The organism is Sphingomonas lutea, assembly GCF_014396785.1.
GTDB classification, from domain to species: Bacteria; Pseudomonadota; Alphaproteobacteria; order Sphingomonadales; family Sphingomonadaceae; genus Sphingomicrobium; species Sphingomicrobium luteum.
In genome coordinates this window covers 1,121,886-1,145,040 of the sequence record NZ_CP060718.1, presented here as the reverse complement: position 1 = coordinate 1,145,040, position 23,155 = coordinate 1,121,886, and the positions used below count along the sequence as shown (strand labels likewise).

The following is a 23,155-nucleotide window of genomic DNA, read 5'->3' as shown; positions in this document are numbered from 1 at the left end:
CGCCCCAATGCCTGAGCGCCAACCACCGATCGAACTGCAGGGAATCAGCCTGGCCGAGCTGCAAGCGGCGATCGACATGCGTCGCCTGCCGCCGGTCGACAGGTGGAATCCGACGCACTGCGGCGATTCCCGGATGCGCATAGCGCGCGACGGCACCTGGTATCACGACGGCGCGCCCATCAGCCGTTCGGCAATGGTGCGCTTGTTTTCGACCATCCTTCGGCGCGAGCCGGATGGGTCACACGTGCTCGTCACCCCCGTGGAGAAGCTGACCGTCGAGGTCGAGGCGACGGCATTTCGTGCGGTCGAGATGCAGAGCGAGGGAACGCGCCGCGACCGCAAGATCGGCCTGACCCTGGACAGTGGCGACGCGCTCATCCTGGGCGCGGATCATCCGCTGCGGATTGCGGAGGACGGGGCTGGCGGCCCCTCCCCGCGCGTGCTCGTGCGCCACGGGCTCGAGGCCGAGTTGAGCCGCGCGATCTACTACGAGCTGGCCGAAATCGCCCTGGCCGAAGGCAATGATCCGCCCGGAGTCTGGAGCGACGGGACCTTCTTCACGCTGATGCCCGGCGCATGAACATCCACGACCAGCTTCGCCGGGCGCTCGCCGCTCCGGGCGCCAATCGCCTGCTGGAAAGCGATCTTCCCGGCGAACGGTTCGAACCCGCCATCCCCGCCGCCGTCCTCATCGCCGTCACCGACCGCAGCGACCCAGGCGTCATCCTCACCGTCCGCCGCGACCACATGCGCACGCATGCCGGGCAGATCGCCTTTCCCGGCGGACGGATAGACCCCGGCGAATCCGCCATCGAGGCAGCATTGCGCGAAGCCGAGGAGGAGCTTGCGCTCGACCCGGCGCGCGTCGACGTCATCGGCGATCTTGCGCCGTACCGCACCGTTACCGGATATGCCGTGACGCCCGTCATCGGAGTCATGGCGCCGGACCTTCCGCTGCAAGCGCAAGAGGCCGAGGTCGCCGACTGGTTCGAAGCGCCGCTCGCCTTCCTGCTCGATCCCGCGAACCACCAGCGGCGCAGCGCCTTGTTCCAAGGCCAGGAGCGCCACTATTACGAAATCGACTGGAACGGCCGCAGGATCTGGGGGCGACGGCTGCAATGACCATCAACCTTGCGCGGCGGCTCCACGCCTCATGACGCTCGACGCCGCCAAATGGCGCAAGCGCCGCGGCATGCAGCGCCTGTTCGACGCGCTCGGGGCCGATGAGGGGCTGACGCGCTTCGTTGGCGGCGCGGTGCGGGACGACCTGCTCGGCCTGCCGGTCAGCGATGTCGATCTCGCCACGCGCCTAAAGCCCGAGGAGGTCGTGGCCCGGCTCGAGGCGGCGCGCATCAAGGCCGTGCCGACCGGCATCGCCCACGGCACCGTTACCGCCGTCAGCGACGGGCACCCGGTCGAGATCACCACGCTGCGCCGCGACGTTTCCACCGACGGCCGCCGCGCGACGGTCGCCTTCACCGACGATTGGAAGGAGGACGCGGCGCGGCGCGACTTCACCATCAACGCGCTCTCGGCCGATCCGCTGACGGGCCAGATCCACGATTATTTCGGTGGGCTCGACGATCTCAAGGCGCGCCGCATCCGCTTCATCGGCGATCCCTTGCAGCGCATTGCCGAGGATCATTTGCGAATCCTGCGCTTCTTTCGCTTCCATGCCCGCTTTGGCGCGACCGAGCCCGACGGCCCCGCGCTCGACGCCTGCACCGCGCGCGCCAACGATCTGATGGCGCTGTCACGGGAACGGATCGCCGACGAACTCATGAAATTGCTGGGATTGCCCAATCCCGCGCCAACGCTTGCAATCATGCTCGACCGCGCGATCCTGCGCCCGGTGCTGCCCGAGATCGACCCCGCGCGCATTGCCGATCTGCGGGCGCTGATCGCGGCCGAGCAATCGGCTGCGGTCGTACCCGATGCGCTTCGCCGGCTCGCGGCGTTGCTGCCGCGCGATCCTGGCTTGGCCGACAAGATCGGCGGCCGGCTGCGACTGTCCAACAAGGCGCGAAAGCGCCTCGTTTGCGCCGCCGAGCGCGACCTCGGCTCCGCGCCGCGCGTGCTGGCGTACCGAGTGGGCAGCGATTGCGCGATCGACCGGTTGCTGCTTGCAGGCGATAGTGCCGCAGCAGCGTCGCTGGCCGGCTGGAAGGCGCCGCGGCTGCCGACCAGCGGAGGCGCGTTGATCGCGCGCGGCCTTCGCGAAGGTCCGCTGGTGGCGACGACGCTGAAGCAGATTGAGGAACGGTGGATCGAGGCCGGATTCCCGACCGGCGCGCTGTTCGCGGAAATCGTCGATTCGGAAGTCGCTGCGGCGCTGTCCAAGCCTTAAAGTCAGATCCCAGCTTCGACTGCGATCCGTACCGCCTCGGCACTGGTTCCGACGCCAAGGCGATCGAGCATCATTGCGCGGTGCATCTTCACGGTCTTTTCGGCGATCCCAAGCTGATAGGCGATCTGCTTGTTGAGGAGGCCGGACGCCATGCCCTTCAGGACCTGCCGCTGGCGTGGCGGAAGCGCCTTGACGCGCTCGGCCGCGCGCGCGTGAAGCGCCGACAGCGCCATCGGCTCGTCCATCCCCAAATCGACTTGCGAACCCAGGAAGTAACTTAGCGTCCCGTCCTCGCCGAACAGCGGCGCGACCATGACCCCGTTTCGAAAGGGCGATCCGTCGCGGCGGTAGTTGAGAATGTCGACCAACACCGGGCGTTGATTTCCCACCGCGTTGCGGATCTGCGCGCTGATCCACGGCTCGGTCTTCTCGCCGGCAAGGAAGCGGCAGTTGCGCCCGACGACTTCGGACGCGGCATAACCCGTCAGGTCGAGGAACGCGCGATTGGCGACTTCGATCGGATTGTCGGGCTTGCGCGGGTTGGTCAGCACCATGGCTAGCGGGCTAGCCATGATCGATTTCAGCACGTCACTCGAGGACTCGGGCATCACCCATTAGTCGCACACAAGCGGCGTTCGCCCAATCTCCCAGATTAAGCCGTGCCGCAGGTCAGAACTTGAGCGAGAAACGAACCGCGGCCTTGCGCGATCCGCTCGCACGGCCGTCCACCCGCCACTCCCCCGCATCCAGCTTGCGCTGGCTGCTCTTGAACAAGCCGATGCCGATCGCCGCGTTGGGTGCGACCGAAGTCTGCGCGATCATTCCGCTATTGTGGATCGGCCGGCTCGAATAGCGCGGTTCTTCGACCAGTCGAAAATCGAGCTTGGGGCGGCTCGAGCCTGCATCCGATGCGGCGTGACGTTCGAAACTTTGCGCTTGGCCGGCGCCCGGGACCGCAATGACGGCCAAGATGCTGAGTGTCGCCCGCCATCGCGTCATAGCCGGACATTCTCCCCTGTTTCAGGGGCTCAACTTCCGGGATTCAGAGCGGGTTCCGGCACCGGAATTCTTGGTCCGCAGCGGGACATTTTTGCATCACTGACGCCGGGATTCGGCATAGGCAAACGCAGCTTCGGCCTCGAGCGGCCTTGCAAAATGGAAACCCTGGCCCGACGCGCAGCCAAGTGCCGCGAGGGTGGTCGCAAGCTCGACCGTTTCGACCCCTTCCGCCGTCGTCGACATGCCAAGCGCCTCGGCAAGGCCAAGCACCGCGCGAACGATGGCAACGCTGTCCGGATCGACCATCATGCCGGTGACGAAGCTGCGGTCGATCTTCAGCACGTCGATCGGCAGCCGCTGGAGATAGGCCAGGCTGGAGTAGCCGGTACCGAAATCGTCCATTGCGACGGTCGCATCGAGCGCTTTCAGGGCTTCGAACACCCGCGTCGCGCGGGCTGGATCCTGGACGATCGAGCTTTCGGTCAACTCGACCGTGATCCGTTTGCCGGCGAGCCCGCTGGACTTGAGGGCGCTCGAAACGAGGGCTGCAACATCGTCCCTGGCGACCTGGATCGCGGATAGGTTTACCCCGACGTAAAGCGGCAGTGGCTTGCCTGCCTTACGGTCCCAATCCGCCAGGGTGTGCGCCGCCTTGTCCATCGCCCAGCGGCCGAGGTGAAGGATGAGGCCGCTTTCTTCTGCGACGGGGATGAACTCCGACGGGCTGATCTCGCCGCGATCCTCATGCTCCCACCGCGCCAGCGCCTCGAAACCTGCAACCTCGCCGGATTTGAGGTTGATCAGCGGCTGATAGAACAGCTTCAGCTCTTCCTTCTCGATCGCGCGGCGAAGCTCGGTCTCGATTGAAAAGCGGCGCCGCGCTTCCGTCGCCTGCTGCGGCTCATAAACCTGCGGCTTGCCCGCGCCCTTGGCCTGCTTGACTGCGAATTGCGCGTTACGAAATAGCTCTTCGGGGTCCTGCCCCGCGTGCATCATCGCCAGGCCGATCGCGCATTCAACGCGGATTTCCAGCTCGGAGATTTTGAATGGGGCGGCCATGACCTTGTGAATGCGTTCGGCCGCCTTCAGCGCGTCGCCAATTCCCCTCCGCAAGGAAACCAGGATGCCGAATTCGTTCCCGCCTGTACGGGCAAGGATGTCCCCGGCGCGCAGCGCGAGGACGAGCCTTCGCGCGAAGGTGATGAGCAACTCATCGCCGGCAATTCCGCCCATGCTTTCGTTGATGCGGCTGAACCGCAGCATATCGACCACCAGCACGGCATGTCCGAGATCGCGGCTAAGAGTTTCCCCGGCCTTCTCGACGGCCTCGGTGAAGGCCAGACGGTTGGGAAGGCCGGTCAGGCTGTCGCGCAGCATCTCGGCGCGAAGGTTGTTTTCGGCCTGAATTTCGATCGTGCGATCGACCACGCTCAACAGGCAACGCGGCGTTCTGTCCGCCGCCGGCGTCAGGGCAGCAATCTTCAGTTTGAGGAACCGGCGGTTCAAGCCAGTTCCCTCGGTCAGCTCAAGCTCATCCACCGCGTTCGCTGGATCAGCAAGGAACGAACGAATGAAATCACCGCCGAGGCCATCGGAATAATGATGAAAGAGTTCGGAGAATTTCTCGGGACAGCCGTGGCAGTAGGCCAGGTCGAAGAATTGCTTATTGAGCGCCTGAACCCAAAGCTTGCCCGACTTCATGCAGAAGATGCCGGCTGCGAGCGGAAGCGCATCAAGCAGGCAATGATCGTCGCCGTGGGATGGGGCGACAAGGATTGGCTGCACATCGACGCGCGCGCCGGCGCGCTCTTCGGCACGTGAATATGCAACCTGCATGGCGCGCTTTATCCGAAAGACCGGTTAATTTTCTCCTCTCGACGGGGCCGTTAACCGGCTGCGCGCTTACGAAAAGCGATTGCTCCGCGGAAAGCCGATCGGCGGCATCCGCCCAGCGGCCCCGCGCGCCGCGCGCCACGGGCTCAAATCCGTTTCGGTCCGCACCCGTCCGCTTTCGCCGCCCAAGGGCCAGCTCAACCCGTCCGCGAGTGCGAAGGCAACGGCATCCGACAACCCGCCATCGCGATAGCGCTGCAGAGTCACCCCCTGCCCGCGCGCCAGTTCGGGCAATTCGGACAATGGGAAGACCAGCATCTTGCGATTTTCGCCGATCACCCCGACGGTATCGGCGGCGTCCGGGATCGGGCGCACCACCGCGACGCTCGCTCCTGGCCGCAGATTGACCAGCTGCTTGCCCTTGCGCGTTTCGGCCAGCGTCGCCTCGCCCGTGGCGACGAAGCCCTTGCCGTCGCTCGACGCAAGCAGCAAGCGGCTGTCCGGCGCAAGCTTCAACAGCTGGACGATCTCCACCTCGGCATCGAGGTCGATGAACAAGCGCACCGGCTCGCCGAACCCGCGCGCGCTCGGCAGCTTGTCGCCGGCCAGCGTGTAAACCCGGCCGTTGGACGCAAACAGCGCCAGCCGATCGGTCGTCTGGGCGTGGAAGTGAATGAATGGACCATCGCCCTCGCGCCATTTGAGGTCCCCGACCTGGTCGAGCGCCAAATGCCCCTTCATCGCCCGGATCCAGCCGCGCTGCGACAGGATGACGGTGATCGGCTCCTTTTCGATCATCGCCGACCAGTCGATCTCGCGCGTCGCCGCCGCGACTTCGATGCTGGTGCGCCGCGCATCGCCGAACTTTTCGATCAGCGTGGCAAGATCGCGCTTGAGCCGCGTGCGCTGGCGCGCCGGGCTTTCGATCAGCTTGGCGAGGTCCTCGCGCTCCTTGGCCAGCGCCGTTCGCTCGCGTCCGATTTCCATTTCCTCGAGCTTGCGCAACCGGCGCAGGCGCATGTTGAGGATTGCTTCGGCCTGCGTGTCACTGAGCGCGAATTCGGCAATCAGCACCGGCTTGGGCTCGTCCTCGCTACGGATGATCGCAATCACCCGGTCGAGGTTGAGGAAGGCGATCAAATAGCCGTCGAGCAGCTCGACGCGCTCGTCGATCTTGCCGATCCGCACCTGGCTGCGGCGCACCAGCACCTCGATCTGAAACGACAGCCAGGCAAGCAACGCCTCCTTCAGGCTCATCACGCCCGGCGTGCGCGTGGCGTCGAGCACGTTGAGGTTGAGCGGGAAGCGGATTTCGAGGTCGGTCAGGCGCAGCAAGCTGTCGATCAGCAGATCGGGATCGACCGTGCGCGCGCGTGGCTCAAGGATCAGCCGGATCTGCTCGTCGCTCTCGTCCTTGACGTCGGCCAGGATCGGCAGCTTCTTGTCGCCGATCAGCGCCGCGATCTGCTCGATGAGCTTGGCCTTTTGCACGCCATAAGGGATCTCGCTGACCAGCAGGTGCCAGCCGCCGCCTTTTTCGCGCTCGACACTGATCCGCGCGCGTAGGCGGAACGCGCCGCGTCCACTGACATAAGCGCGGGCAATGACGTCCTCGTCGTCGACCAGGATTCCGCCGGTCGGGAAGTCCGGGCCCTTGACCCACTGCAGCAGTTCGCGGTCGTCGGCCTTGGGGTTGTCGATCAGATGCACCGCGGCATCGACCAGCTCGGTCAGGTTGTGCGGCGGGATGCTGGTCGCCATGCCCACCGCAATGCCGCTCGCGCCGTTCGCCAAGAGGTTGGGGAACAGGCCCGGGAAAACCTCGGGCTCTTCCTCTTCGCCATTATAGGTCGGCTTGTAGTCGACCGAGCCCTCGTCGAGCCCGGCCATGAGCTGCATCGCCACCGCCGTCAGTCGCGCTTCGGTGTAGCGGTAGGCGGCGGCGTTATCGCCGTCGATGTTGCCGAAATTGCCCTGCCCGTCGACGAGCGGGTAGCGGAGCGCGAAATCCTGCGCGAGGCGGACCATCGCATCATAGACCGATTGGTCGCCGTGCGGGTGATATTTGCCGATGACGTCGCCGACCACGCGCGCCGATTTCTTGTATGCGCCGGCGGGGTCGAGCCGGAGCAGCCGCATGCCCCACAGGATGCGGCGGTGGACCGGCTTCAGCCCGTCGCGGACGTCGGGCAGCGACCGCGCGGTGATCGTCGACAGCGCATAGACAAGGTAGCGTTCGGACAGCGCGGCATCGAACGGCGTTTCGATGACCGAGGACATATCGGAGTCAGGCATGGCGCTTGACTAGCAACCCCGCAGCGATGCTTCCAAGGGGCGGTTGCGGAAAGCCGTGGATTATTCGGCGGCCGCCGCCGTATGTGCATGGCGCCAGCCGCCATCGTCCTCGGCCAGCGCCATGGCCATTTCGGCCAACAGCCATTCGCGGAAGCGCTTGACCTTGGGCACCATGCGCCGCTCCTTGGGATAGACCAGCCAATAGGCCCAGCCCCGCGCGGAAACGCGGTCTGGGAAAGGCATGACCAGCCGCCCCGCGGCAATGTCGCCCTTCCACAACAGGGGCGTCAGCAGCGCGAAGCCCTGCCCGCCCATCGCCGCGTGGCCTTCGTTCGCCTGGTTATCGAGCAGGACGCCGGGCCGGCGCTGGACTTGGTCGTCGACGGCGACGCCATTGTCCGTAAACCATTGCTGCCACCAGCTATCGCTCGGACTGATCATCGTCTGGCTCGGCATGTCGCGCGGCTCGAGCGGACGGCCGAGGCGCCGTTCCGCCTCCGCAACGCAGCATGGGCTGGCGACGGGCGTAAAGCCCGATTCGAACAGGCGGTGGCGTTCGAGCCCTTCCCACTCGGCGGTGCCGGCGCGAATGGCGATATCGGCATCGCCCGCGCGCAGGTCGACGACGTCGTTGCTGGTTGTCATCCGCACCGCCAGGTCGGGGTGTTCCATCTGGAAGCCGCCCAGCCGCCACGCCAGCCAGGTATTGGCGAAGGTGTGGGTGGTGGTGACGGTCAGGAGCGTCTCATCCTCCTCGCGATGGCTGGCGAAGGCGGCCTCGATCGCGTCGAATGCGCCGGTCAGCGACGGCAGCAGGCGCGCCCCCAGTGGAGTCAGTCGCGCGCGCCCCTTCTCGCGCACGAACAAAGGTGCGCCCAGCCGCTCTTCGAGGCTCTTCACCTGATAGGACACCGCGGCCTGGGTCATACCAAGCTCGGCCGCGGCGGCGGTGAAATTCTCGGTCCGCGCGGCCGCTTCGAAGGCGCGGATGGCAGCGAGCGGCGGCAGTCGTCGAACCATGCGACTCCATAAGCCTCATTTATCGATTCTGTCGAGCGTTTGATTGGCGAAACGACGGTGGCATTCGTACATCAGGATCAGCCGCTGGCGGAGCGCGAAACCCTCCACTCCCCAGCCCTCTCGCCGGCGGCCAACGACAAGGAAAGGGACTGCGCCATGCTTTATGGCCTCGATACGCGTGCGTTCGGCGAAAACGGCCCCCAGGCGCAATCGTCGCGGGCACTTGAGGAGCGCTCGGCCCGCCCGTGGCGCGCCATCCCCCACGACTGTCGGTTGGCCTTGGTCGAGCAGGCGCTTCGCCCGCCCGCCAACGACCTGATCGACGCATTCCCGCTGGCGCTTTGAGCCTGCATTGCCTGAAGAAAGGACCGAGTGATGATGGATGAGATTTTCGACCGCAGCTACCAGTCCGGACGGACGGAGCTGAACGCCGGCATCGACCGCGGCCTGAAGCGGATCGCGCGCCGCATCGACGCCACCTTCCGCTCGCTTCATCGCGTTCAGTGGAGCGCGCCCTGGGATAGCGCGAACAAGGCCCACCTCGGCTGATCCGCGGATCGCCGAGATGAGGAGGAGCGCGGGCTAGCACGCACCGCGCTCCTCGCTTATAGCCGCCGCTTCCCCGCCATTGGAGTGAAGCGACCCAGATGTCCCGCCGCCGCCAAATCTATGAAGGCAAGGCCAAAATCCTTTACGAAGGTCCCGAGCCGGGCACCCTGGTGCAATATTTCAAGGACGATGCGACGGCGTTCAACGCGCAGAAGCGCGGGACCATCGCCGGCAAGGGCGTCCTCAACAACCGCATCTCCGAACATATCTTCACGGCGCTGGCGACGATCGGCGTGCCGACGCACTTCATTCGCCGCCTCAACATGCGCGAGCAGCTTATCCGCCAGGTCGAGATCATCCCGATCGAGGTCGTGATCCGCAACGTCGCGGCCGGCTCGCTGTCCAAGCGCCTCGGGATCGAGGAAGGCACCCAGCTGCCGCGCACGATCATCGAATATTATTACAAGGACGATGCGCTTAACGACCCGATGATCGCGGACGAACATATCGCCTGTTTCGGCTGGGCCAGCCAGGACGAGATGAACGACATCGCCGACATGGCGATCCGCGTGAACGACTTCCTGTGCGGCATGTTCGCGGCCATCGGCATCCGCCTGGTCGACTTCAAGCTGGAGTTCGGGCGCGTGTGGGACGGCGATTACGCCCGCGTCATCCTTGCCGACGAAATCAGCCCCGATGGCTGCCGCCTGTGGGACACGAAGACCAACCACAAGCTCGACAAGGACCGCTTCCGCCAGGACCTCGGCGATGTCGAGGAAGCCTATCAGGAAGTTGCCCGCCGCCTCGGCCTGCTCCAGCCCGACGAAGAATTTGCGGTGCTGGACCTCGACAGCCACCGCAAGAAGCGGGGGAAGTGATTCTGGCCCCTCCCCTCGATGGGGAGGGGTTGGGGTGGGGTGACGTCTCCGGACAGGCCGCGGCTGTCTCGAACCGCACCCCCGCCCAACCCTCCCCCATCGAGGGGGAGGGCCTGTGAGCCTCCCCGCGCCCGCATCGTCACCTTGAACGCCGCGCTTGGGCCGCTCGATTACCGCGTACCTGATGGCATGAATGTCGAGCCGGGGTCGGTGGTCGTTGCCCCGCTCGGCCCGCGTCAAATGCTCGGCGTCGTATGGGAAGCGGATCGGCTGCCCAGCGAGGAGGTCGGGGATAATCGCCTCCGTCCTCTGGCCGGCATGCTCGACGTCCGGCCGATCGCCGCGCCGCTGCGGCGGCTGTGCGAATGGACCGCGGATTATTATCTCGCGCCGCTTGCGGCGGTACTGCGGATGGTGCTGCCCTCGTCCGCCGCGCTCGACGGCCCGCGCCAGCTCACGGAATATCGGCCGACCGGCCAAATCCCGGATCGCCTGACCCCGCAGCGTGAACGAGCACTCGCTACGCTTGACGGCCGCCAGGGCACGATCCGCGAACTCGCCGACATCGCGCAGGTCAGCGATGCCGTTCTGCGCGGGCTGGTCAACGCCGGTGCGCTCGAACCTGTGGCGGTCGATGCCGACCGGCTGCTCGCCTGCCCGAACCCCGATTACGCCGCGCCCGACCTCAACGACGAGCAGGCCGCCGCCGCGCAGAGCCTTTCCGCAGCCATCGGCCAAGGTTTCGACCCCGTCTTGCTCGACGGCGTCACCGGATCCGGCAAGACCGAGGTCTATTTCGAAGCGATTGCGGAATGCCTGCGCCAAGGGCGGCAGGCGCTGGTGCTGCTCCCCGAAATCGCGCTGACCGAGCCGTTCCTCAAGCGCTTCGAAGCGCGCTTTGGCTGTGCCCCGGTCGCGTGGCATTCGGGGCTGCGGTCGTCGGAGCGGCGGCGCAACTGGCGCGGCATCGCCAGCGGCGAGGCAAAGGTCACCGTCGGCGCGCGCTCGGCCTTGTTCCTGCCCTACCGGAACCTCGGCCTGATCGTCGTCGACGAAGCGCACGAGCCGACCTTCAAGCAGGAAGACGGCGTCCAATATCACGCCCGCGACACGGCTGTGATGCGCGGCAAGTTCGAGGACATTCTGGTGATCCTGTCGTCGGCGACTCCGGCGATCGAGAGCCGCCACATGGTCGAAATCGGCCGCTACCGCGAAGTTACGCTGGCGCAGCGCTTCGCCGGCGCGCAGCTGCCCAGCATCCGCGCCCTCGACCTGACGCAGGACCCGCCGCCGCGCGGCCGCTGGCTTGCGCCGGAGCTAGTCGGCGAGCTCGAGGCCAATCTCGCCGCGGGCGAGCAGAGCCTGCTGTTCCTCAACCGCCGCGGCTTTGCCCCGCTGACCTTGTGCCGCCACTGCGGCCACCGCTTTCAATGCCCCAATTGCACCGCGTGGATGGTCGAGCACCGGCTGACCCGGCGCCTTGCCTGCCACCATTGCGGCCATGTCATGCCGCCGCCCCAGGCGTGTCCCGAGTGCGGCGAAGAGGACAGTCTGGTCGCCTGCGGGCCTGGCGTCGAGCGCATCGCCGACGAGGTGGCCGAATTGCTACCCGAGGCGCGCACCGCGATCGTCACCTCGGACACCATCTGGTCGCCACAGCGCGCCGCCGAATTCGTCGCGGCGATGGACGGGGGTGAGATCGACATCGTCATCGGCACGCAATTGGTGACCAAGGGCTATCACTTCCCCAATCTGACCCTGGTCGGCGTGGTCGATGCCGACCTTGGCCTCGCGGGCGGCGACCTGCGCGCGGCCGAGCGCAGCTTCCAGCAGATCCAGCAAGTCGCGGGCCGGGCCGGGCGCGGCGACAAGCCGGGGCGCGTTCTCATCCAGTCGCACGATCCGGAGGCGCCGGTGATCGCCGCGCTGGTGTCGGGCGACGCGCCCGGCTTTTACGCCGCCGAGACCGAAGCGCGGAAAGATGCGGCAATGCCGCCCTTCGGCCGCCTCGCGGCGATCGTCGTCTCGGCGGAGGATGCGAGCGAGGCCGAGGCGGTCGCCCGCCGCATCGGCCATGCCGCCCCGGAGGTGGACGGGATGGTGGTATTCGGCCCCGCGCCCGCCCCGCTCGCCATGCTGCGCGGCCGCCATCGCCAACGGATTCTCGTCCATGCGCGGCGGAGCCTCGACGTGCAGGACGTCATCCGCGACTGGCTGGCGGGCGTCGAATGGGGGTCAAAGACCCGCGTCAGCGTCGACGTCGATCCGTACAGCTTCCTGTGACCGCCGCCGCCGCACCCACCACGGTTCGACTAGCCGATCTTCCAGCATCGCGCGCCGGATCAGCCAAACACCCGCCGCGGTCGCGACAAGCAAGGCGAGGATCGACGCTTCGAGCCCAAACTGCCCGCCCGACAGCAGTTCTGGACCCGACAGGCGGGCTTCGACGATGCCCTGCGAATCGATGCCGGACACGGGCACGTCGAAGATGAAGCCTTGCGTAAAATTCCACGCCGCGTGGAGGCCGATCGGCATCCACAGGCTGCGCGTCAGCATGTAGGCACCGCCCAGCAGGACCCCCGCTTCGACCGCGATGGCGAAGGACGAGAACCAGGTCGCATTGTCGTTGCCGATGTGCGCCAGCCCGAACAGCGCCGAGGTCAGCACCAGCGCCGCCCAGCTTCCAGTAAATTCCTCGACCCAGCGGAACAGGATGCCGCGGAAGAACATCTCCTCCATCACCGCGGGGACGATCGTCGTCGCCAGCAGGATGTTGGGCAGCTGGCGCGCCGAGCCCATGCCGATGATGTTGTAGACGTCGAGAAGCGCAGCCAGCGCGACGATCAGCGTGAACAAGCCCGCGCCGAAAGCCAGCCCGATCCCCGTCTCGCGCAACGCGCCATCGAACCGCAGTTCGTCCTTATGGATGAAGCCGATGTGCGCGATGACGACCTTGTAGACGATCATTGCCAGCGTGATCGTCACCAGCGACTGGATGACCAGCGACAGCAAGGGGTCCATCGGCGGCAAGGCGCGCCCGGCGAGGATGCCGCCGCCCAGCGCAAGCGCGAACAAGGTCGTGGCGATCAGCAGCGTGACAAGTGGAAAATCGGCGATCTTGTGCCAGTTCGGCCGAAAGTCGTCCTCGTCGCTGTCGTCGTGCATGCCGTCCCCCCGAAGCGGCGTTTTCAGCCGATCGGATGGCACGCGGCAAGATGCTATTCGACCAGCGGCAGCTGTGGCGCGCGTTCGCCGCACCCTTCGGCCGCGAGCAGGTGCCGCTTGCGGTCGAGCCCGCCGGCGTAACCGCCAAGCGACCCGTCGCTGCGGATCACGCGATGGCAGGGAATGAGGACCGCGACATGATTGTCGCCGTTCGCCGTCCCGACCGCGCGCACCGCCTTGGGCTGGCCGATCGCGGCGGCGATCTGCGCATAGCTGCGCGTTTCACCAAGCGGGATCTTGCGCAATTCGCGCCATACGGCCTCCTGGAACGCCGTGCCGGCGACGTCGATCGGCAGTTCGCGCGCGCTGGCCGGCTGCGCGATGGCCGCGAGCGCGCCTTCGACCAGCTCGCGGAGCCCGCCATCGTCCTTGGTGAGCGTGGCGTTGGGGAATAGGCGGCGCAGCGCGGCCTCGTCCTCGTCGAACGTCAGCCGGCAGATGCCGCGCGGCGTCGCGGCCAGCATCATCGGGCCGATCGGGCTGTCGAACTGAGTCCAGCGGATCGTTTCGCCGCGCCCACCATCGCGCCACGCCGAGGGTTTCATGCCCAGCCGTTCCTTCGCATCCGAATAAAAGCCGCTCGGGCTCTGGTAGCCGGCGTCGTACACGGCATCGGTGATCCGTCCGTTGCCCTTGAGCGCGGCCTCGGCGCGGCGGTTGCGCAAGGCGCGCGCATATTCTGCCGGCGATACGCCTAGGTCGCGCTTGAACAACCGCTGGAAATGATGCGGCGCGTAATCGACGGCGGCGGCGAGATCGGCGAGCGCCGGCGCCTCCTCGGCCTGTTCGATCAGCTTCACCGCCTTCGCCACCGCATCGCGGTCGCGCCCGACCTCGTCGGGCTTGCAACGCAAGCAGGCGCGATAGCCCGCGCTCCTGGCCTCCGCCGCCGAGCCGAAGAATTCGACATTCTCGCGCCTCGGACGGCGCGCGGGGCAGCTTGGCTTGCAATAGATGCCGGTGGTCTTCACGGCGCCGATGACGCGGCCGTCCCATCGACGGTCGCGGTCCATGAAGGCCGTCCACGCCGTGTCTGGGTCGATCGCCAGGTCAAGATTTCGCATCAATATGGACCTACCATAATCGCCGGGTTTAGGCCCCGCTTCCACAAGCTTGCGGTCAAAAGAGAAAAATGTCCGGCTTCTCCTTCCATCAGGACGATCTCGACAGTCCCGACGTCCAAGCGCTGCTCGACTCGCATTTCGCGCAGATGCGGTCGAATTCGCCGCCGGATGCGTGTCACGTCCTTCCCATTGACGGCCTGCGCGATGCCGAAGTGACCTTATGGTCCGCGCGCGAGGATGGCCGGCTTCTCGGCGTCGGGGCGCTCAAGCAATTGTCGCCTGACCATGGCGAAGTGAAATCGATGCGGACGGCGCCCGACGCGCTCGGCCGCGGCGTTGGGCGGGCGCTGCTGCACCATATCATCGGCGAAGCGCGACGCCGTGGATATCGCCGGCTCAGCCTGGAAACGGGCAGCACCGCGCCCTTCGCCGCCGCGCTGCGCCTCTACGCGCAAGAAGGCTTCGTTCCCTGCGGGCCGTTCGGCGGCTACGCCGACACCCCGTTCACGCGATTTTTCACACGCGAAATCTGATCCGGGCGACCACCGCCTTGCATCGCGCGCGACCCCTTGCTAGGGGCCGCGCCAACCGATGGGGGGCGTGCGGCGTCAGCCGTTTCACGCCCCGTTTTTCGCATCGGGGCAATTCCAGTTCTGGAGCTTTTCGCGCGTGGAGACATCCGGCGGCATTCGAGCCAGCTTAGCGGGGCGTTACGCCTCCGCTCTGTTCGACCTTGCTCGTGACCAGAAACAGATCGATTCGGTCAGCCGCAGCCTTGATGCGCTGAACCAGGCTTTGCTCGACTCGAAGGATTTTGCAGAGCTGATCGCGAGCCCGCTGGTTTCGCGCGACGAGGCTGGCCAGGCGGTCGCCGCGCTCGGGCCGCAGCTTGGGCTCGACCCGATCACCACCAATTTCGTCGGCGTGCTTGCGCGCAACGGCCGCAAGAACCAGCTTCGCGCCGTCATTCGCGCCTTCCGCCGCCTGGCGTCGGAGCATCGCGGCGAAACCACCGCCGAAGTCGTCACCGCGCGACCCCTCAACGACGATCAGCTCACCCAGCTGAAGCAGCAACTCCGCACCCGCGCCGGCCGCGACGTCAATCTCGACGCCCAGGTCGATCCTGCCATCCTCGGCGGCATCGTGGTCAAGCTGGGCAGCCAGATGATCGACGCTTCCATCCGCACCAAACTCAACCGACTTGCCCAGGCAATGAAGGGCTGAAGGCCCATATGCCCAACGCACCGATGAAAGGCTAAGCAGACCCATGGACATCCGCGCCGCTGAAATCTCCCGCGTTATTCGCGATCAGATCGCGAACTTCGACGCCGATGCGCAGGTTTCCGAAGTCGGGACCGTTCTGTCCGTCGGCGACGGCATCGCGCGTATCTACGGCCTCGACAACGTCCAGGCCGGTGAGATGGTCGAATTCGACAACGGCACCAAGGGCATGGCGCTCAACCTCGAAGCCGATAATGTCGGCGTCGTGATCTTCGGTTCGGACTCGGAGATCAGCGAAGGTTCGACCGTCAAGCGCACCGGCACCATCGTCGACGTGCCGATCGGCAAGGGCCTCCTCGGCCGCGTCGTCGACGCGCTCGGCAACCCGATCGACGGCAAGGGTCCGCTCACGGACGTGACCCGCAGCCGTGTCGAAGTGAAGGCCCCGGGCATCATCCCGCGCAAGTCGGTGCATGAGCCCGTGCAGACCGGCCTCAAGGCGCTCGACGCGCTGGTGCCGATTGGCCGCGGCCAGCGCGAGCTGATCATCGGCGACCGCCAGACCGGCAAGACCGCCGTCGCGCTCGACACCTTCATCAACCAGAAGCAGGCCAACGCCGGCGACGACGAAAAGCAGAAGCTCTACTGCATCTACGTCGCCGTCGGGCAGAAGCGCTCGACCGTCGCGCAGATCGTCCGCGCGCTCGAAGAAAATGGCGCGATGGAATATTCGATCGTCGTCGCCGCGACCGCGTCGGAGCCGGCCCCGCTGCAGTTCCTCGCGCCCTACACCGGCTGCGCGATGGGCGAATATTTCCGCGACAACGGCATGCACGCGGTCATCGTTTACGACGATCTGTCCAAGCAGGCCGTCGCCTACCGCCAGATGTCGCTTCTGCTGCGCCGCCCGCCGGGCCGCGAAGCCTATCCCGGCGACGTTTTCTATCTCCACAGCCGCCTGCTCGAGCGCGCGGCGAAGATGAACGACGACCTCGGCGGCGGGTCGTTGACCGCGCTGCCGGTCATCGAAACGCAGGCGGGCGACGTGTCGGCCTACATTCCGACCAACGTGATTTCGATCACCGACGGCCAGATCTTCCTGGAAACCGACCTGTTCTACCAGGGCATCCGCCCGGCGATTAACGTCGGCCTGTCGGTCAGCCGCGTCGGCTCGGCCGCGCAGACCAAGGCGATGAAGAAGGTCTCGGGCTCGATCAAGCTGGAGCTCGCGCAGTATCGCGAAATGGCGGCGTTCGCGCAGTTCGGTTCCGACCTCGACGCCTCGACCCAGCGACTGCTGGCCCGCGGCGCGCGGCTTACCGAGCTCTTGAAGCAGGCGCAGTATCAGCCGATGCCGGTTGAAGAGCAGGTCGCCTCGATCTTCGCCGGTACGCAGGGCTTCCTCGATCCCGTCGATACCAAGGACGTCGTCCGCTACGAAGCCGCGATGCTGAGCTACATGCGCTCGGAAAAGCCCGAAGTGCTCGCCAAGATCCGCGACACCAAGGCGCTCGACGACGATACCGCCAAGGCGCTCAAGGACGCGCTCACCGCGTTCGGGAAGCAGTTCGCGTAAGATGGCCTCACTCAAGGCCCTCAAACTTCGCATCGGCTCGGTGAAGTCGACGCAGAAGATCACCAAGGCGATGAAGATGGTCGCCGCGGCGAAGCTGCGCCGTGCGCAGCAGAATGCCGAATCCGGCCGTCCCTATTCGTCGCGGATGAGCGGCGTCATCGCCTCGCTGGCCTCGAACGTCACGCCGGGGCCGCAAAGCCCCAAGCTGCTCACCGGCACGGGCAAGGACGACACGCATCTAATCATCGTCGCGACCAGTGACCGTGGTCTTGCAGGTGCGTTCAACACCAACGTGGTGCGCGCCGCGCGCAAGGCGGCTGACGAGCTGACCGCTTCCGGCAAGACGGTGTTCTTCTACATCGTCGGCCGCAAGGGCCGCCCGGTGCTGCAGCGCTTCTACCCCAAGGGAATCATCGCGCAGTACGATACGAGCGAGATGAAGGCGCCGACCTACGCCGACGCGCAGAAGATCGCGAAGGATGTCATCGACCGCTATCAGACGGACGGCATCGACGTGGTCCACCTCGCCTACGCGAACTTCCGCTCGACGCTGGTGCAGGAACCGGTGGTCGACCAGATCATCCCCGTGAAGCCGGCCGCCGCCAATGAGAACAAGGGCAATGCCTCCCTCGCGGCGATCGAATATGAGCCCGACGAGGAGGAAATCCTCGCCGACCTGCTGCCGCGCAACATCGCAATCCAGATCTATCGCGCTCTGCTCGAGAATCAGGCGGGCTTCTACGGCTCGCAAATGACCGCGATGGACAATGCCACGCGCAACGCCGGCGACATGATCAACAAGCTGTCGATCCAGTACAACCGGCAGCGCCAAGCGGTCATCACGACCGAGCTGATCGAAATCATTTCAGGCGCCGAAGCGCTCTAACCCGACACGAAGGCAAGGAAGACACAGATGGCCACCGCTGCCCCCGAGACCAAGCCCCGCAAGAAGGCCGCGCCGAAAGCGACCGCCGGCGACGCGTCGAAGACGCCGATAGCGACGTCCAACCTGACCGGCCGCGTCGCGCAGGTGATCGGCGCCGTCGTCGACGTCGCGTTTGAAGGCGAGCTTCCGCCGATCCTTTCGGCGCTCGAGACCGAGAATCAGGGCAATCGCCTCGTCCTCGAAGTCGCGCAGCACCTTGGTGAGAATGTCGTTCGCACCATCGCGATGGACTCGACCGACGGTCTGACCCGCGGCCAGGTGGTCAATGCCACCGGCAGCCAGATCCGCGTGCCCGTCGGCCCCAAGACGCTCGGCCGCATCATGAATGTCGTCGGTGAACCGATCGACGAGCGCGGCCCGATCGGGTCGGATCTTTCGGCCCCGATCCACGCCGAGGCCCCGGCCTTCGTCGACCAGTCGACCGAAGCCGCCATCCTCGTCACCGGAATCAAGGTCATCGACCTGCTCGCCCCCTACGCGAAGGGCGGCAAGATCGGCCTGTTCGGCGGCGCCGGCGTCGGCAAGACCGTGCTCATCCAGGAACTGATCAACAACATCGCCAAGGGCCACGGCGGCGTGTCGGTGTTTGCCGGCGTCGGCGAGCGCACGCGCGAAGGCAACGATCTTTATCACGAGTTCCTCGAGGCCGGGGTTATCGCCAAGGATGCTGACGGCAATCCGACGCCCGAAGGCTCGAAGGTCGCGCTCGTATTCGGCCAGATGAACGAGCCGCCGGGCGCCCGCGCCCGCGTCGCCTTGTCGGGCCTGACGCAGGCGGAATATTTCCGCGACGTCGAGGGCCAGGACGTCCTGTTCTTCGTCGATAACATCTTCCGCTTCACCCAGGCGGGTTCGGAAGTGTCGGCGCTGCTCGGCCGCATCCCCTCGGCCGTGGGCTATCAGCCGACCCTGTCGACCGACATGGGCCAGCTGCAGGAGCGGATCACCTCGACCAACAAGGGCTCGATCACCTCGGTGCAGGCGATTTACGTGCCGGCCGACGACTTGACCGACCCGGCGCCGGCCACCTCCTTCGCCCACTTGGACGCGACGACGACGCTGAGCCGCGCGATTTCGGAGCTGGGCATCTACCCGGCGGTCGATCCGCTCGACTCGGTCAGCCGCGTTCTGACCCCCGCGGTCGTCGGCCAGGAGCATTATGAAGTCGCCCGCGCCGTCCAGGAGACGCTGCAGAAGTACAAGAGCCTGCAGGACATCATCGCCATCCTCGGCATGGACGAGCTTAGCGAAGAAGATAAGCTCACCGTCAGCCGCGCGCGCAAGATCCAGCGCTTCCTGAGCCAACCGTTCCACGTCGCCGAAGTGTTTACCGGCATCCCGGGCAAGTTCGTCCAGGTCGAAGATACGGTGCGCTCGTTCAAGGCGGTCGTGAACGGCGAGTACGACCATCTTCCGGAAGCGGCTTTCTACATGGTCGGCGGCATCGAAGAAGCCGTCGCCAAGGCCGAAAAGCTGGCCGAGGACGCGTAAGGGCATGGCCGGCACGCCTGACCTTGCGGACTGCGTCAACGACGTCTGTCCCTGGTCGGGCAAGCCGGTCGGCGCCGACAGCCTGACGACCTATCGCGGCAAGGTGGTCGGCTTCTGCAATCCCGGATGCCGCGACAAGTTCGAAGCCGCCACAGGCGCCTTCGACCGTGCGATTGAAAGCAAGGACTGATGGCCGACCTGCACTTCGAACTCGTCACCCCCGACCGGCTGGTGATGTCGGACGACGTCCACATGGTGGTCGTCCCGGGGACTGAGGGCCAGTCGGGCATCATGGCCGGCCACGCGCCCTACATGACGACGCTGCGCAATGGCGACATCGCGGTTTACCGCAGCGCCACGGGGCAGCCCGAAACGATCGCCGTCACCGGTGGCTTCGCCGAGGTCAGCGAGCGCGGCCTTACGGTTCTTGCCGAAAGCGCGGGCGAAACCGCCTAATCGACCAACCGGAAGCGCCAGCGCTGGACGTTGGCGCCGTCTTTTCCGCTCACTTCGGCGAACAACGCCTTGCCCTCGCGCCGATAAGCGATGCGATTTGGAAAATCGTGCGCCGGGTTTTCGAACACGATTTCCGACGCCGCGACCCTGGTCGCTGGAAAGCACGCGCCGGCCTGGCCCTTCGGGAGCGCGCAGAACCGAAGCTTGCCATCGGCCAGCTCGATCCGCGTATGCTCCCACCAGTCCAGCTTGCCGGCCTTGCCGCTCCGGCCTGCGCCGATCATCAGGCCGGCCTTGGGCGGGGTCCACCATTCCTCGACCCAGCTTCCGTCCGCGGACTCGGTCGTCCAGCCACCAGCCAGCCAGCTTGGCATCGCGTTCCCTGGTTCGCTTGCGGCCAGTGCCGCCAACGCGATCAGCCACATCGTGCAGCCCTCCCGCACACCTCGACTAAACGGAGTTAGTCTTTTCTAAAAGTTTCTCTCTTATTCACCACCCACGTTTCCGCGAAAAAACCGATGGTAGGGATGGCATGAGCGCATTCGGCAAGCGTGGTGGGATCAGCGGCGGAGGACGGCCGAGCTTCGGCGTTGCTAAGCCGATGAAAGGCGGGCCGTCGGCGCCCGTGATCCCGGGACCCGAACTTCCTGGCGGCGGCGACCAATTCCCGCCGATCGAGGAACTGCCGGAATCGATCGACCTCGCCGAAAGCGGCCAGGCCGCACCCGCCCAAATGGGCGCGATGGACCGCCTCACTGCGCGCCAGAACGCCAGCGGCGATGCCGCCAGCAGCAAGCAAGAAGGCTTCGAGGCCGCGGTTCACCGCATCAAGGAACAGGTGCTCCCGCGCCTGCTCGAGCGCGTCGACCCGGAAGCGGCGGCGACGCTGAGCAAGGATGAGCTGGCCGAGGAATTCCGGCCGATCATCAGCGAGGTGCTTGCCGAGCTCAAGATCAACCTCAACCGCCGCGAGCAGTTCGCGCTGGAAAAGGTGCTGGTGGACGAGCTGCTTGGCCTCGGCCCGCTGGAGGAATTGTTGTCCGATCCGGCGATCAGCGACATCATGGTCAACGGCCCCGACCAGACCTTCGTCGAGCGCAAGGGCAAGCTCGAGCTCGCCCAGATCCAGTTCCGCGACGAAGAGCATCTGTTCCAGATCGCACAGCGCATCGTCAATAAGGTCGGCCGCCGCATCGACCAGACCACGCCGCTCTGCGACGCGCGCTTGCAGGACGGCAGCCGCGTCAACGTCATCGTGCCGCCGCTCAGCCTGCGCGGCACCGCAATCTCGATTCGTAAGTTCTCGGAAAAGCCGATCACGCTCGACATGATGAAGGGCTTCGGCTCGATGTCGGACAAGATGGCGACCATACTCAAGATCGCGGGCGCCAGCCGGATGAACGTCATCATCTCGGGCGGTACCGGCTCGGGCAAGACGACCATGCTCAACGCTTTGTCGAAAATGATCGACCCGGGCGAGCGCGTGATCACCATCGAAGACGCCGCCGAACTTCGCTTGCAGCAGCCGCACTGGCTCCCGCTTGAAACGCGGCCGGCCAACCTCGAAGGCCAGGGCGCGATCTCGATCCGCGACCTCGTCATCAACGCGTTGCGTATGCGCCCCGACCGCATCATCCTCGGCGAAATTCGTGGTCAGGAGTGTTTCGACCTCCTGGCCGCGATGAACACCGGCCACGACGGCTCGATGGCGACGCTCCACTCCAACAGCCCGCGCGAATGCCTGGCGCGTATGGAAAACATGGTGATGATGTCGGACATCAAGATCCCGAAGGAGGCGATCAGCCGTCAGATCGCGGATTCGGTCGACCTCATCGTCCAGGTCAAGCGCCTCCGCGACGGCTCGCGCCGCACCACCAACGTCACCGAAGTGATCGGCATGGAAGGCGACGTCATCGTCACGCAGGAATTGTTCAAGTTCGAATATCTCGACGAGACGCCCGACGGGAAGATCATCGGCGAATATCGCTCGATGGGCCTGCGCCCGTACACGCTCGAGAAGGCCAAGCAGTACGGGTTTGACCAGCCATATTTGGAGGCATGCCTGTAGCTTGAGCGCCCGAGCATAAGGCCGCCGGCGCGCAGCGACGCCGGCCTTATGTCGAAGAGAGCGCGAAAGCCGGCCGACCTGCCGCGCCAGCGGACAGGATCGACGTCCTACGATTTACTCGCATGACCGCCCCGCCTAAACCGACCCCCGAAAACAAGGGAGCAACTCATGCCGTCACGCCGTGCCCTGATCAGCCTCGCCGGAGCAGCCTTGCTCGCGCTCGTCGCCGCACCGTCCAGCGCGCAACCGGAAAACGACTCCGCAGCCCTCTCCGCTGCGATCAAGGCCCCGACGCGCACCGTCGCAAATGTCGCACGCGACCCCTACCGCCACCCCGCCGAGACACTCTCCTTCTTCGGCGTCCGCCCGAACCATACGGTGGTCGAAATCTGGCCGGGCGGCGGCTGGTACACCGAAATCCTTGCGCCCTATCTCGCGTCGGGCGGCGGCAAGCTGATCCTCGCCGCCCCGGCTTGGGGCCGTAGCGGGATCGACAAGCTCAAGGCCGCCAATCCGGCGCTTTATGGATCGCTGCCCGTTGCCGATTTCCCCGTGTTCGACGGCAAGGCCGCGGAAATCCCCGCGGGGACGGCGGATGCGGTGCTGACCTTCCGCAACGTCCACAATTGGCGGATGGGCTATCGCCGCGACGACAAGGCGGATTACAGCCCGCAGGCGTTCGCGCAGATCTACGCCATGCTCAAGCCCGGCGGCGTGCTCGGGATCGAAGACCACCGCCTGCCCGAAAGCGCCGACGCCGAGCGCGAGCGCAAGAGCGGCTACATCAAGGTGTCGACCGTGCGCCGGCTGGCCGAGGCTGCCGGATTCCAGTTCGCGGGCGCGTCCGAAGTGAATGCCAACCCCAGGGACACCGCCGACTGGCCCAACGGCGTCTGGACGCTGCCGCCCAGCTTCGCGCTCAAGGACCAGGACCGCGCCAAATATGCCGCGATCGGCGAAAGCGACCGGATGACGCTGAAATTCGTCAAGCCAGCGACGGCGAGCAGCCCACCGCCACAGGCCGAACGCGGCCGCTAAACGCGGCTCAAGCGATTGTGCTGATTGGGAAAAATGGTGGGCGTGGCAAGGATTGAACTTGCGACCCCTGCGATGTCAACACAGTGCTCTACCACTGAGCTACACGCCCACTCGAACGCGCATCTAAGCGGCGAGCCGGGCTGGCGCAA

General features: G+C 65.9%; 23 protein-coding genes, 1 tRNA gene and 1 pseudogene. 16 read left to right on the top strand and 9 right to left on the bottom strand.

Annotated elements, in window-relative coordinates; translation table 11 throughout:
- Window positions 1-7 precede the first annotated feature (7 nt).
- The 3 genes and pseudogenes from H9L13_RS05880 to H9L13_RS05870 all read left to right on the top strand — a co-directional run bounded on the left by H9L13_RS05880 (window position 8) and on the right by H9L13_RS05870 (window position 2,347).
- Window positions 8-580: a DUF1285 domain-containing protein gene (locus H9L13_RS05880; RefSeq protein WP_187539857.1), complete on the top strand. Its 573-nt coding sequence runs from the start codon at window positions 8-10 to the stop codon at window positions 578-580.
- Window positions 577-1,157 (top strand): annotated as a pseudogene (locus tag H9L13_RS05875) (CoA pyrophosphatase). The gene H9L13_RS05880 and the pseudogene H9L13_RS05875 overlap by 4 nt, the downstream one beginning before the upstream one ends.
- Entirely contained in the window at window positions 1,154-2,347 is a 1,194-nt protein-coding gene (locus H9L13_RS05870) for a CCA tRNA nucleotidyltransferase (protein ID WP_187539855.1), read from the top strand. Before H9L13_RS05875 ends, H9L13_RS05870 begins: the two are co-directional and overlap by 4 nt.
- Before the next feature lie 2 nt (window positions 2,348-2,349).
- Here the strand turns inward: H9L13_RS05870 and H9L13_RS05865 are convergent, their stop codons facing one another.
- The 5 genes from H9L13_RS05865 to H9L13_RS05845 form a co-directional block, all read right to left on the bottom strand.
- The gene (locus tag H9L13_RS05865; RefSeq protein WP_187539853.1) at window positions 2,350-2,955 is read right to left on the bottom strand and encodes a LuxR C-terminal-related transcriptional regulator; all 606 of its coding nucleotides are present in this window, start codon (window positions 2,953-2,955) and stop codon (window positions 2,350-2,352) included.
- A 61-nt stretch (window positions 2,956-3,016) separates the two neighbouring features.
- Window positions 3,017-3,346: a hypothetical protein gene (locus H9L13_RS05860; protein ID WP_187539851.1), complete on the bottom strand. Its 330-nt coding sequence runs from the start codon at window positions 3,344-3,346 to the stop codon at window positions 3,017-3,019.
- 96 nt (window positions 3,347-3,442) lie between these two features.
- Window positions 3,443-4,723 carry a putative bifunctional diguanylate cyclase/phosphodiesterase gene (locus tag H9L13_RS05855; protein WP_235091301.1) on the bottom strand — a complete coding sequence of 427 codons (1,281 nt, stop codon included), beginning with the start codon at window positions 4,721-4,723 and terminating at the stop codon, window positions 3,443-3,445.
- Between the two features lie 525 nt (window positions 4,724-5,248).
- Window positions 5,249-7,474, bottom strand: coding sequence for a DNA topoisomerase IV subunit A (gene parC, locus H9L13_RS05850; RefSeq protein ID WP_187539847.1), 2,226 nt, complete (start codon window positions 7,472-7,474; stop codon window positions 5,249-5,251).
- Window positions 7,475-7,534: 60 nt separating this feature from the next.
- Window positions 7,535-8,494: a LysR substrate-binding domain-containing protein gene (locus H9L13_RS05845; RefSeq protein WP_187539845.1), complete on the bottom strand. Its 960-nt coding sequence runs from the start codon at window positions 8,492-8,494 to the stop codon at window positions 7,535-7,537.
- 57 nt (window positions 8,495-8,551) lie between these two features.
- Here H9L13_RS05845 and H9L13_RS05840 point away from each other — a divergent pair, with 57 nt between their 5' ends.
- The 4 genes from H9L13_RS05840 to H9L13_RS05825 all read left to right on the top strand — a co-directional run bounded on the left by H9L13_RS05840 (window position 8,552) and on the right by H9L13_RS05825 (window position 12,204).
- On the top strand, window positions 8,552-8,839 hold the full coding sequence (locus H9L13_RS05840) for a hypothetical protein (protein ID WP_187539843.1): 288 nt from the start codon (window positions 8,552-8,554) through the stop codon (window positions 8,837-8,839).
- 30 nt (window positions 8,840-8,869) lie between these two features.
- Window positions 8,870-9,043: a hypothetical protein gene (locus tag H9L13_RS05835; RefSeq protein ID WP_187539842.1), complete on the top strand. Its 174-nt coding sequence runs from the start codon at window positions 8,870-8,872 to the stop codon at window positions 9,041-9,043.
- A 98-nt stretch (window positions 9,044-9,141) separates the two neighbouring features.
- Window positions 9,142-9,921 (top strand): phosphoribosylaminoimidazolesuccinocarboxamide synthase, encoded by a 780-nt coding sequence (purC, locus tag H9L13_RS05830; RefSeq protein WP_187539840.1) that lies wholly within the window; start codon window positions 9,142-9,144, stop codon window positions 9,919-9,921.
- 144 nt (window positions 9,922-10,065) lie between these two features.
- Complete coding sequence (locus tag H9L13_RS05825; protein ID WP_244954828.1) at window positions 10,066-12,204, top strand: primosomal protein N'; 2,139 nt, start codon at window positions 10,066-10,068, stop codon at window positions 12,202-12,204.
- Here H9L13_RS05825 and H9L13_RS05820 read toward each other — a convergent pair.
- Both H9L13_RS05820 and H9L13_RS05815 read right to left on the bottom strand, forming a co-directional pair.
- Window positions 12,157-13,086: a CPBP family intramembrane glutamic endopeptidase gene (locus H9L13_RS05820; RefSeq protein WP_187539836.1), complete on the bottom strand. Its 930-nt coding sequence runs from the start codon at window positions 13,084-13,086 to the stop codon at window positions 12,157-12,159. The two genes, H9L13_RS05825 and H9L13_RS05820, sit on opposite strands and share 48 nt — an antisense overlap.
- Before the next feature lie 53 nt (window positions 13,087-13,139).
- Window positions 13,140-14,210, bottom strand: a complete 1,071-nt coding sequence (locus H9L13_RS05815) for a bifunctional transcriptional activator/DNA repair enzyme AdaA (RefSeq protein ID WP_187539834.1) — start codon at window positions 14,208-14,210, stop codon at window positions 13,140-13,142.
- Between the two features lie 68 nt (window positions 14,211-14,278).
- On the opposite strand from H9L13_RS05815, the gene H9L13_RS05810 reads away from it, so the two are divergent.
- The 7 genes from H9L13_RS05810 (at window position 14,279) to H9L13_RS05780 (ending at window position 19,900) form a co-directional block, all read left to right on the top strand.
- Window positions 14,279-14,743 carry a GNAT family N-acetyltransferase gene (locus H9L13_RS05810; RefSeq protein ID WP_187539832.1) on the top strand — a complete coding sequence of 155 codons (465 nt, stop codon included), beginning with the start codon at window positions 14,279-14,281 and terminating at the stop codon, window positions 14,741-14,743.
- Between the two features lie 136 nt (window positions 14,744-14,879).
- Window positions 14,880-15,434, top strand: a complete 555-nt coding sequence (locus tag H9L13_RS05805) for a F0F1 ATP synthase subunit delta (RefSeq protein WP_187540183.1) — start codon at window positions 14,880-14,882, stop codon at window positions 15,432-15,434.
- A gap of 43 nt (window positions 15,435-15,477) precedes the next feature.
- Complete coding sequence (atpA, locus tag H9L13_RS05800; protein WP_187539830.1) at window positions 15,478-17,007, top strand: F0F1 ATP synthase subunit alpha; 1,530 nt, start codon at window positions 15,478-15,480, stop codon at window positions 17,005-17,007.
- Between the two features lies 1 nt (window position 17,008).
- Window positions 17,009-17,893, top strand: a complete 885-nt coding sequence (locus H9L13_RS05795) for a F0F1 ATP synthase subunit gamma (protein ID WP_187539828.1) — start codon at window positions 17,009-17,011, stop codon at window positions 17,891-17,893.
- A gap of 27 nt (window positions 17,894-17,920) precedes the next feature.
- On the top strand, window positions 17,921-19,444 hold the full coding sequence (gene atpD / locus H9L13_RS05790; protein ID WP_408022126.1) for a F0F1 ATP synthase subunit beta: 1,524 nt from the start codon (window positions 17,921-17,923) through the stop codon (window positions 19,442-19,444).
- 4 nt (window positions 19,445-19,448) lie between these two features.
- On the top strand, window positions 19,449-19,634 hold the full coding sequence (locus tag H9L13_RS05785) for an eL24 family ribosomal protein (protein ID WP_187539826.1): 186 nt from the start codon (window positions 19,449-19,451) through the stop codon (window positions 19,632-19,634).
- Window positions 19,634-19,900, top strand: a complete 267-nt coding sequence (locus H9L13_RS05780) for an ATP synthase F1 subunit epsilon (RefSeq protein ID WP_187539824.1) — start codon at window positions 19,634-19,636, stop codon at window positions 19,898-19,900. Before H9L13_RS05785 ends, H9L13_RS05780 begins: the two co-directional genes overlap by 1 nt.
- On the opposite strand, the gene H9L13_RS05775 is transcribed toward H9L13_RS05780, so the two are convergent.
- Window positions 19,897-20,274: a DUF6265 family protein gene (locus H9L13_RS05775; RefSeq protein ID WP_223176487.1), complete on the bottom strand. Its 378-nt coding sequence runs from the start codon at window positions 20,272-20,274 to the stop codon at window positions 19,897-19,899. The genes H9L13_RS05780 and H9L13_RS05775 overlap by 4 nt on opposite strands.
- Window positions 20,275-20,432: 158 nt before the next feature.
- Here H9L13_RS05775 and H9L13_RS05770 point away from each other — a divergent pair, with 158 nt between their 5' ends.
- Both H9L13_RS05770 and H9L13_RS05765 read left to right on the top strand, forming a co-directional pair.
- Complete coding sequence (locus H9L13_RS05770) at window positions 20,433-21,968, top strand: TadA family conjugal transfer-associated ATPase (protein WP_187539820.1); 1,536 nt, start codon at window positions 20,433-20,435, stop codon at window positions 21,966-21,968.
- Between the two features lie 168 nt (window positions 21,969-22,136).
- Window positions 22,137-23,006, top strand: coding sequence for a class I SAM-dependent methyltransferase (locus H9L13_RS05765; RefSeq protein ID WP_187539818.1), 870 nt, complete (start codon window positions 22,137-22,139; stop codon window positions 23,004-23,006).
- 34 nt (window positions 23,007-23,040) lie between these two features.
- Here the strand turns inward: H9L13_RS05765 and H9L13_RS05760 are convergent.
- A tRNA-Val gene (locus tag H9L13_RS05760) sits at window positions 23,041-23,115 on the bottom strand.
- Between the last annotated feature and the right edge of the window lie 40 nt (window positions 23,116-23,155).

Excerpts from the sequence above, each read along its gene's own strand:
- H9L13_RS05880 (WP_187539857.1), top strand. The coding sequence starts at position 8 with ATGCCTGAGCGCCAACCACCGATCGAACTGCAGGGAATCAGCCTGGCC.
- H9L13_RS05870 (WP_187539855.1), top strand. The coding sequence starts at position 1,154 with ATGACGCTCGACGCCGCCAAATGGCGCAAGCGCCGCGGCATGCAGCGC.
- H9L13_RS05865 (WP_187539853.1), bottom strand. The coding sequence starts at position 2,955 with ATGCCCGAGTCCTCGAGTGACGTGCTGAAATCGATCATGGCTAGCCCG.
- H9L13_RS05860 (WP_187539851.1), bottom strand. The coding sequence starts at position 3,346 with ATGACGCGATGGCGGGCGACACTCAGCATCTTGGCCGTCATTGCGGTC.
- H9L13_RS05855 (WP_235091301.1), bottom strand. The coding sequence starts at position 4,723 with ATGCTGCGCGACAGCCTGACCGGCCTTCCCAACCGTCTGGCCTTCACC.
- parC (WP_187539847.1), bottom strand. The coding sequence starts at position 7,474 with ATGCCTGACTCCGATATGTCCTCGGTCATCGAAACGCCGTTCGATGCC.
- H9L13_RS05845 (WP_187539845.1), bottom strand. The coding sequence starts at position 8,494 with ATGGTTCGACGACTGCCGCCGCTCGCTGCCATCCGCGCCTTCGAAGCG.
- H9L13_RS05835 (WP_187539842.1), top strand. The coding sequence starts at position 8,870 with ATGATGGATGAGATTTTCGACCGCAGCTACCAGTCCGGACGGACGGAG.
- purC (WP_187539840.1), top strand. The coding sequence starts at position 9,142 with ATGTCCCGCCGCCGCCAAATCTATGAAGGCAAGGCCAAAATCCTTTAC.
- H9L13_RS05820 (WP_187539836.1), bottom strand. The coding sequence starts at position 13,086 with ATGCACGACGACAGCGACGAGGACGACTTTCGGCCGAACTGGCACAAG.
- H9L13_RS05815 (WP_187539834.1), bottom strand. The coding sequence starts at position 14,210 with ATGCGAAATCTTGACCTGGCGATCGACCCAGACACGGCGTGGACGGCC.
- H9L13_RS05810 (WP_187539832.1), top strand. The coding sequence starts at position 14,279 with ATGTCCGGCTTCTCCTTCCATCAGGACGATCTCGACAGTCCCGACGTC.
- atpA (WP_187539830.1), top strand. The coding sequence starts at position 15,478 with ATGGACATCCGCGCCGCTGAAATCTCCCGCGTTATTCGCGATCAGATC.
- H9L13_RS05795 (WP_187539828.1), top strand. The coding sequence starts at position 17,009 with ATGGCCTCACTCAAGGCCCTCAAACTTCGCATCGGCTCGGTGAAGTCG.
- atpD (WP_408022126.1), top strand. The coding sequence starts at position 17,921 with ATGGCCACCGCTGCCCCCGAGACCAAGCCCCGCAAGAAGGCCGCGCCG.
- H9L13_RS05785 (WP_187539826.1), top strand. The coding sequence starts at position 19,449 with ATGGCCGGCACGCCTGACCTTGCGGACTGCGTCAACGACGTCTGTCCC.
- H9L13_RS05780 (WP_187539824.1), top strand. The coding sequence starts at position 19,634 with ATGGCCGACCTGCACTTCGAACTCGTCACCCCCGACCGGCTGGTGATG.
- H9L13_RS05775 (WP_223176487.1), bottom strand. The coding sequence starts at position 20,274 with ATGCCAAGCTGGCTGGCTGGTGGCTGGACGACCGAGTCCGCGGACGGA.
- H9L13_RS05770 (WP_187539820.1), top strand. The coding sequence starts at position 20,433 with ATGAGCGCATTCGGCAAGCGTGGTGGGATCAGCGGCGGAGGACGGCCG.
- H9L13_RS05765 (WP_187539818.1), top strand. The coding sequence starts at position 22,137 with ATGCCGTCACGCCGTGCCCTGATCAGCCTCGCCGGAGCAGCCTTGCTC.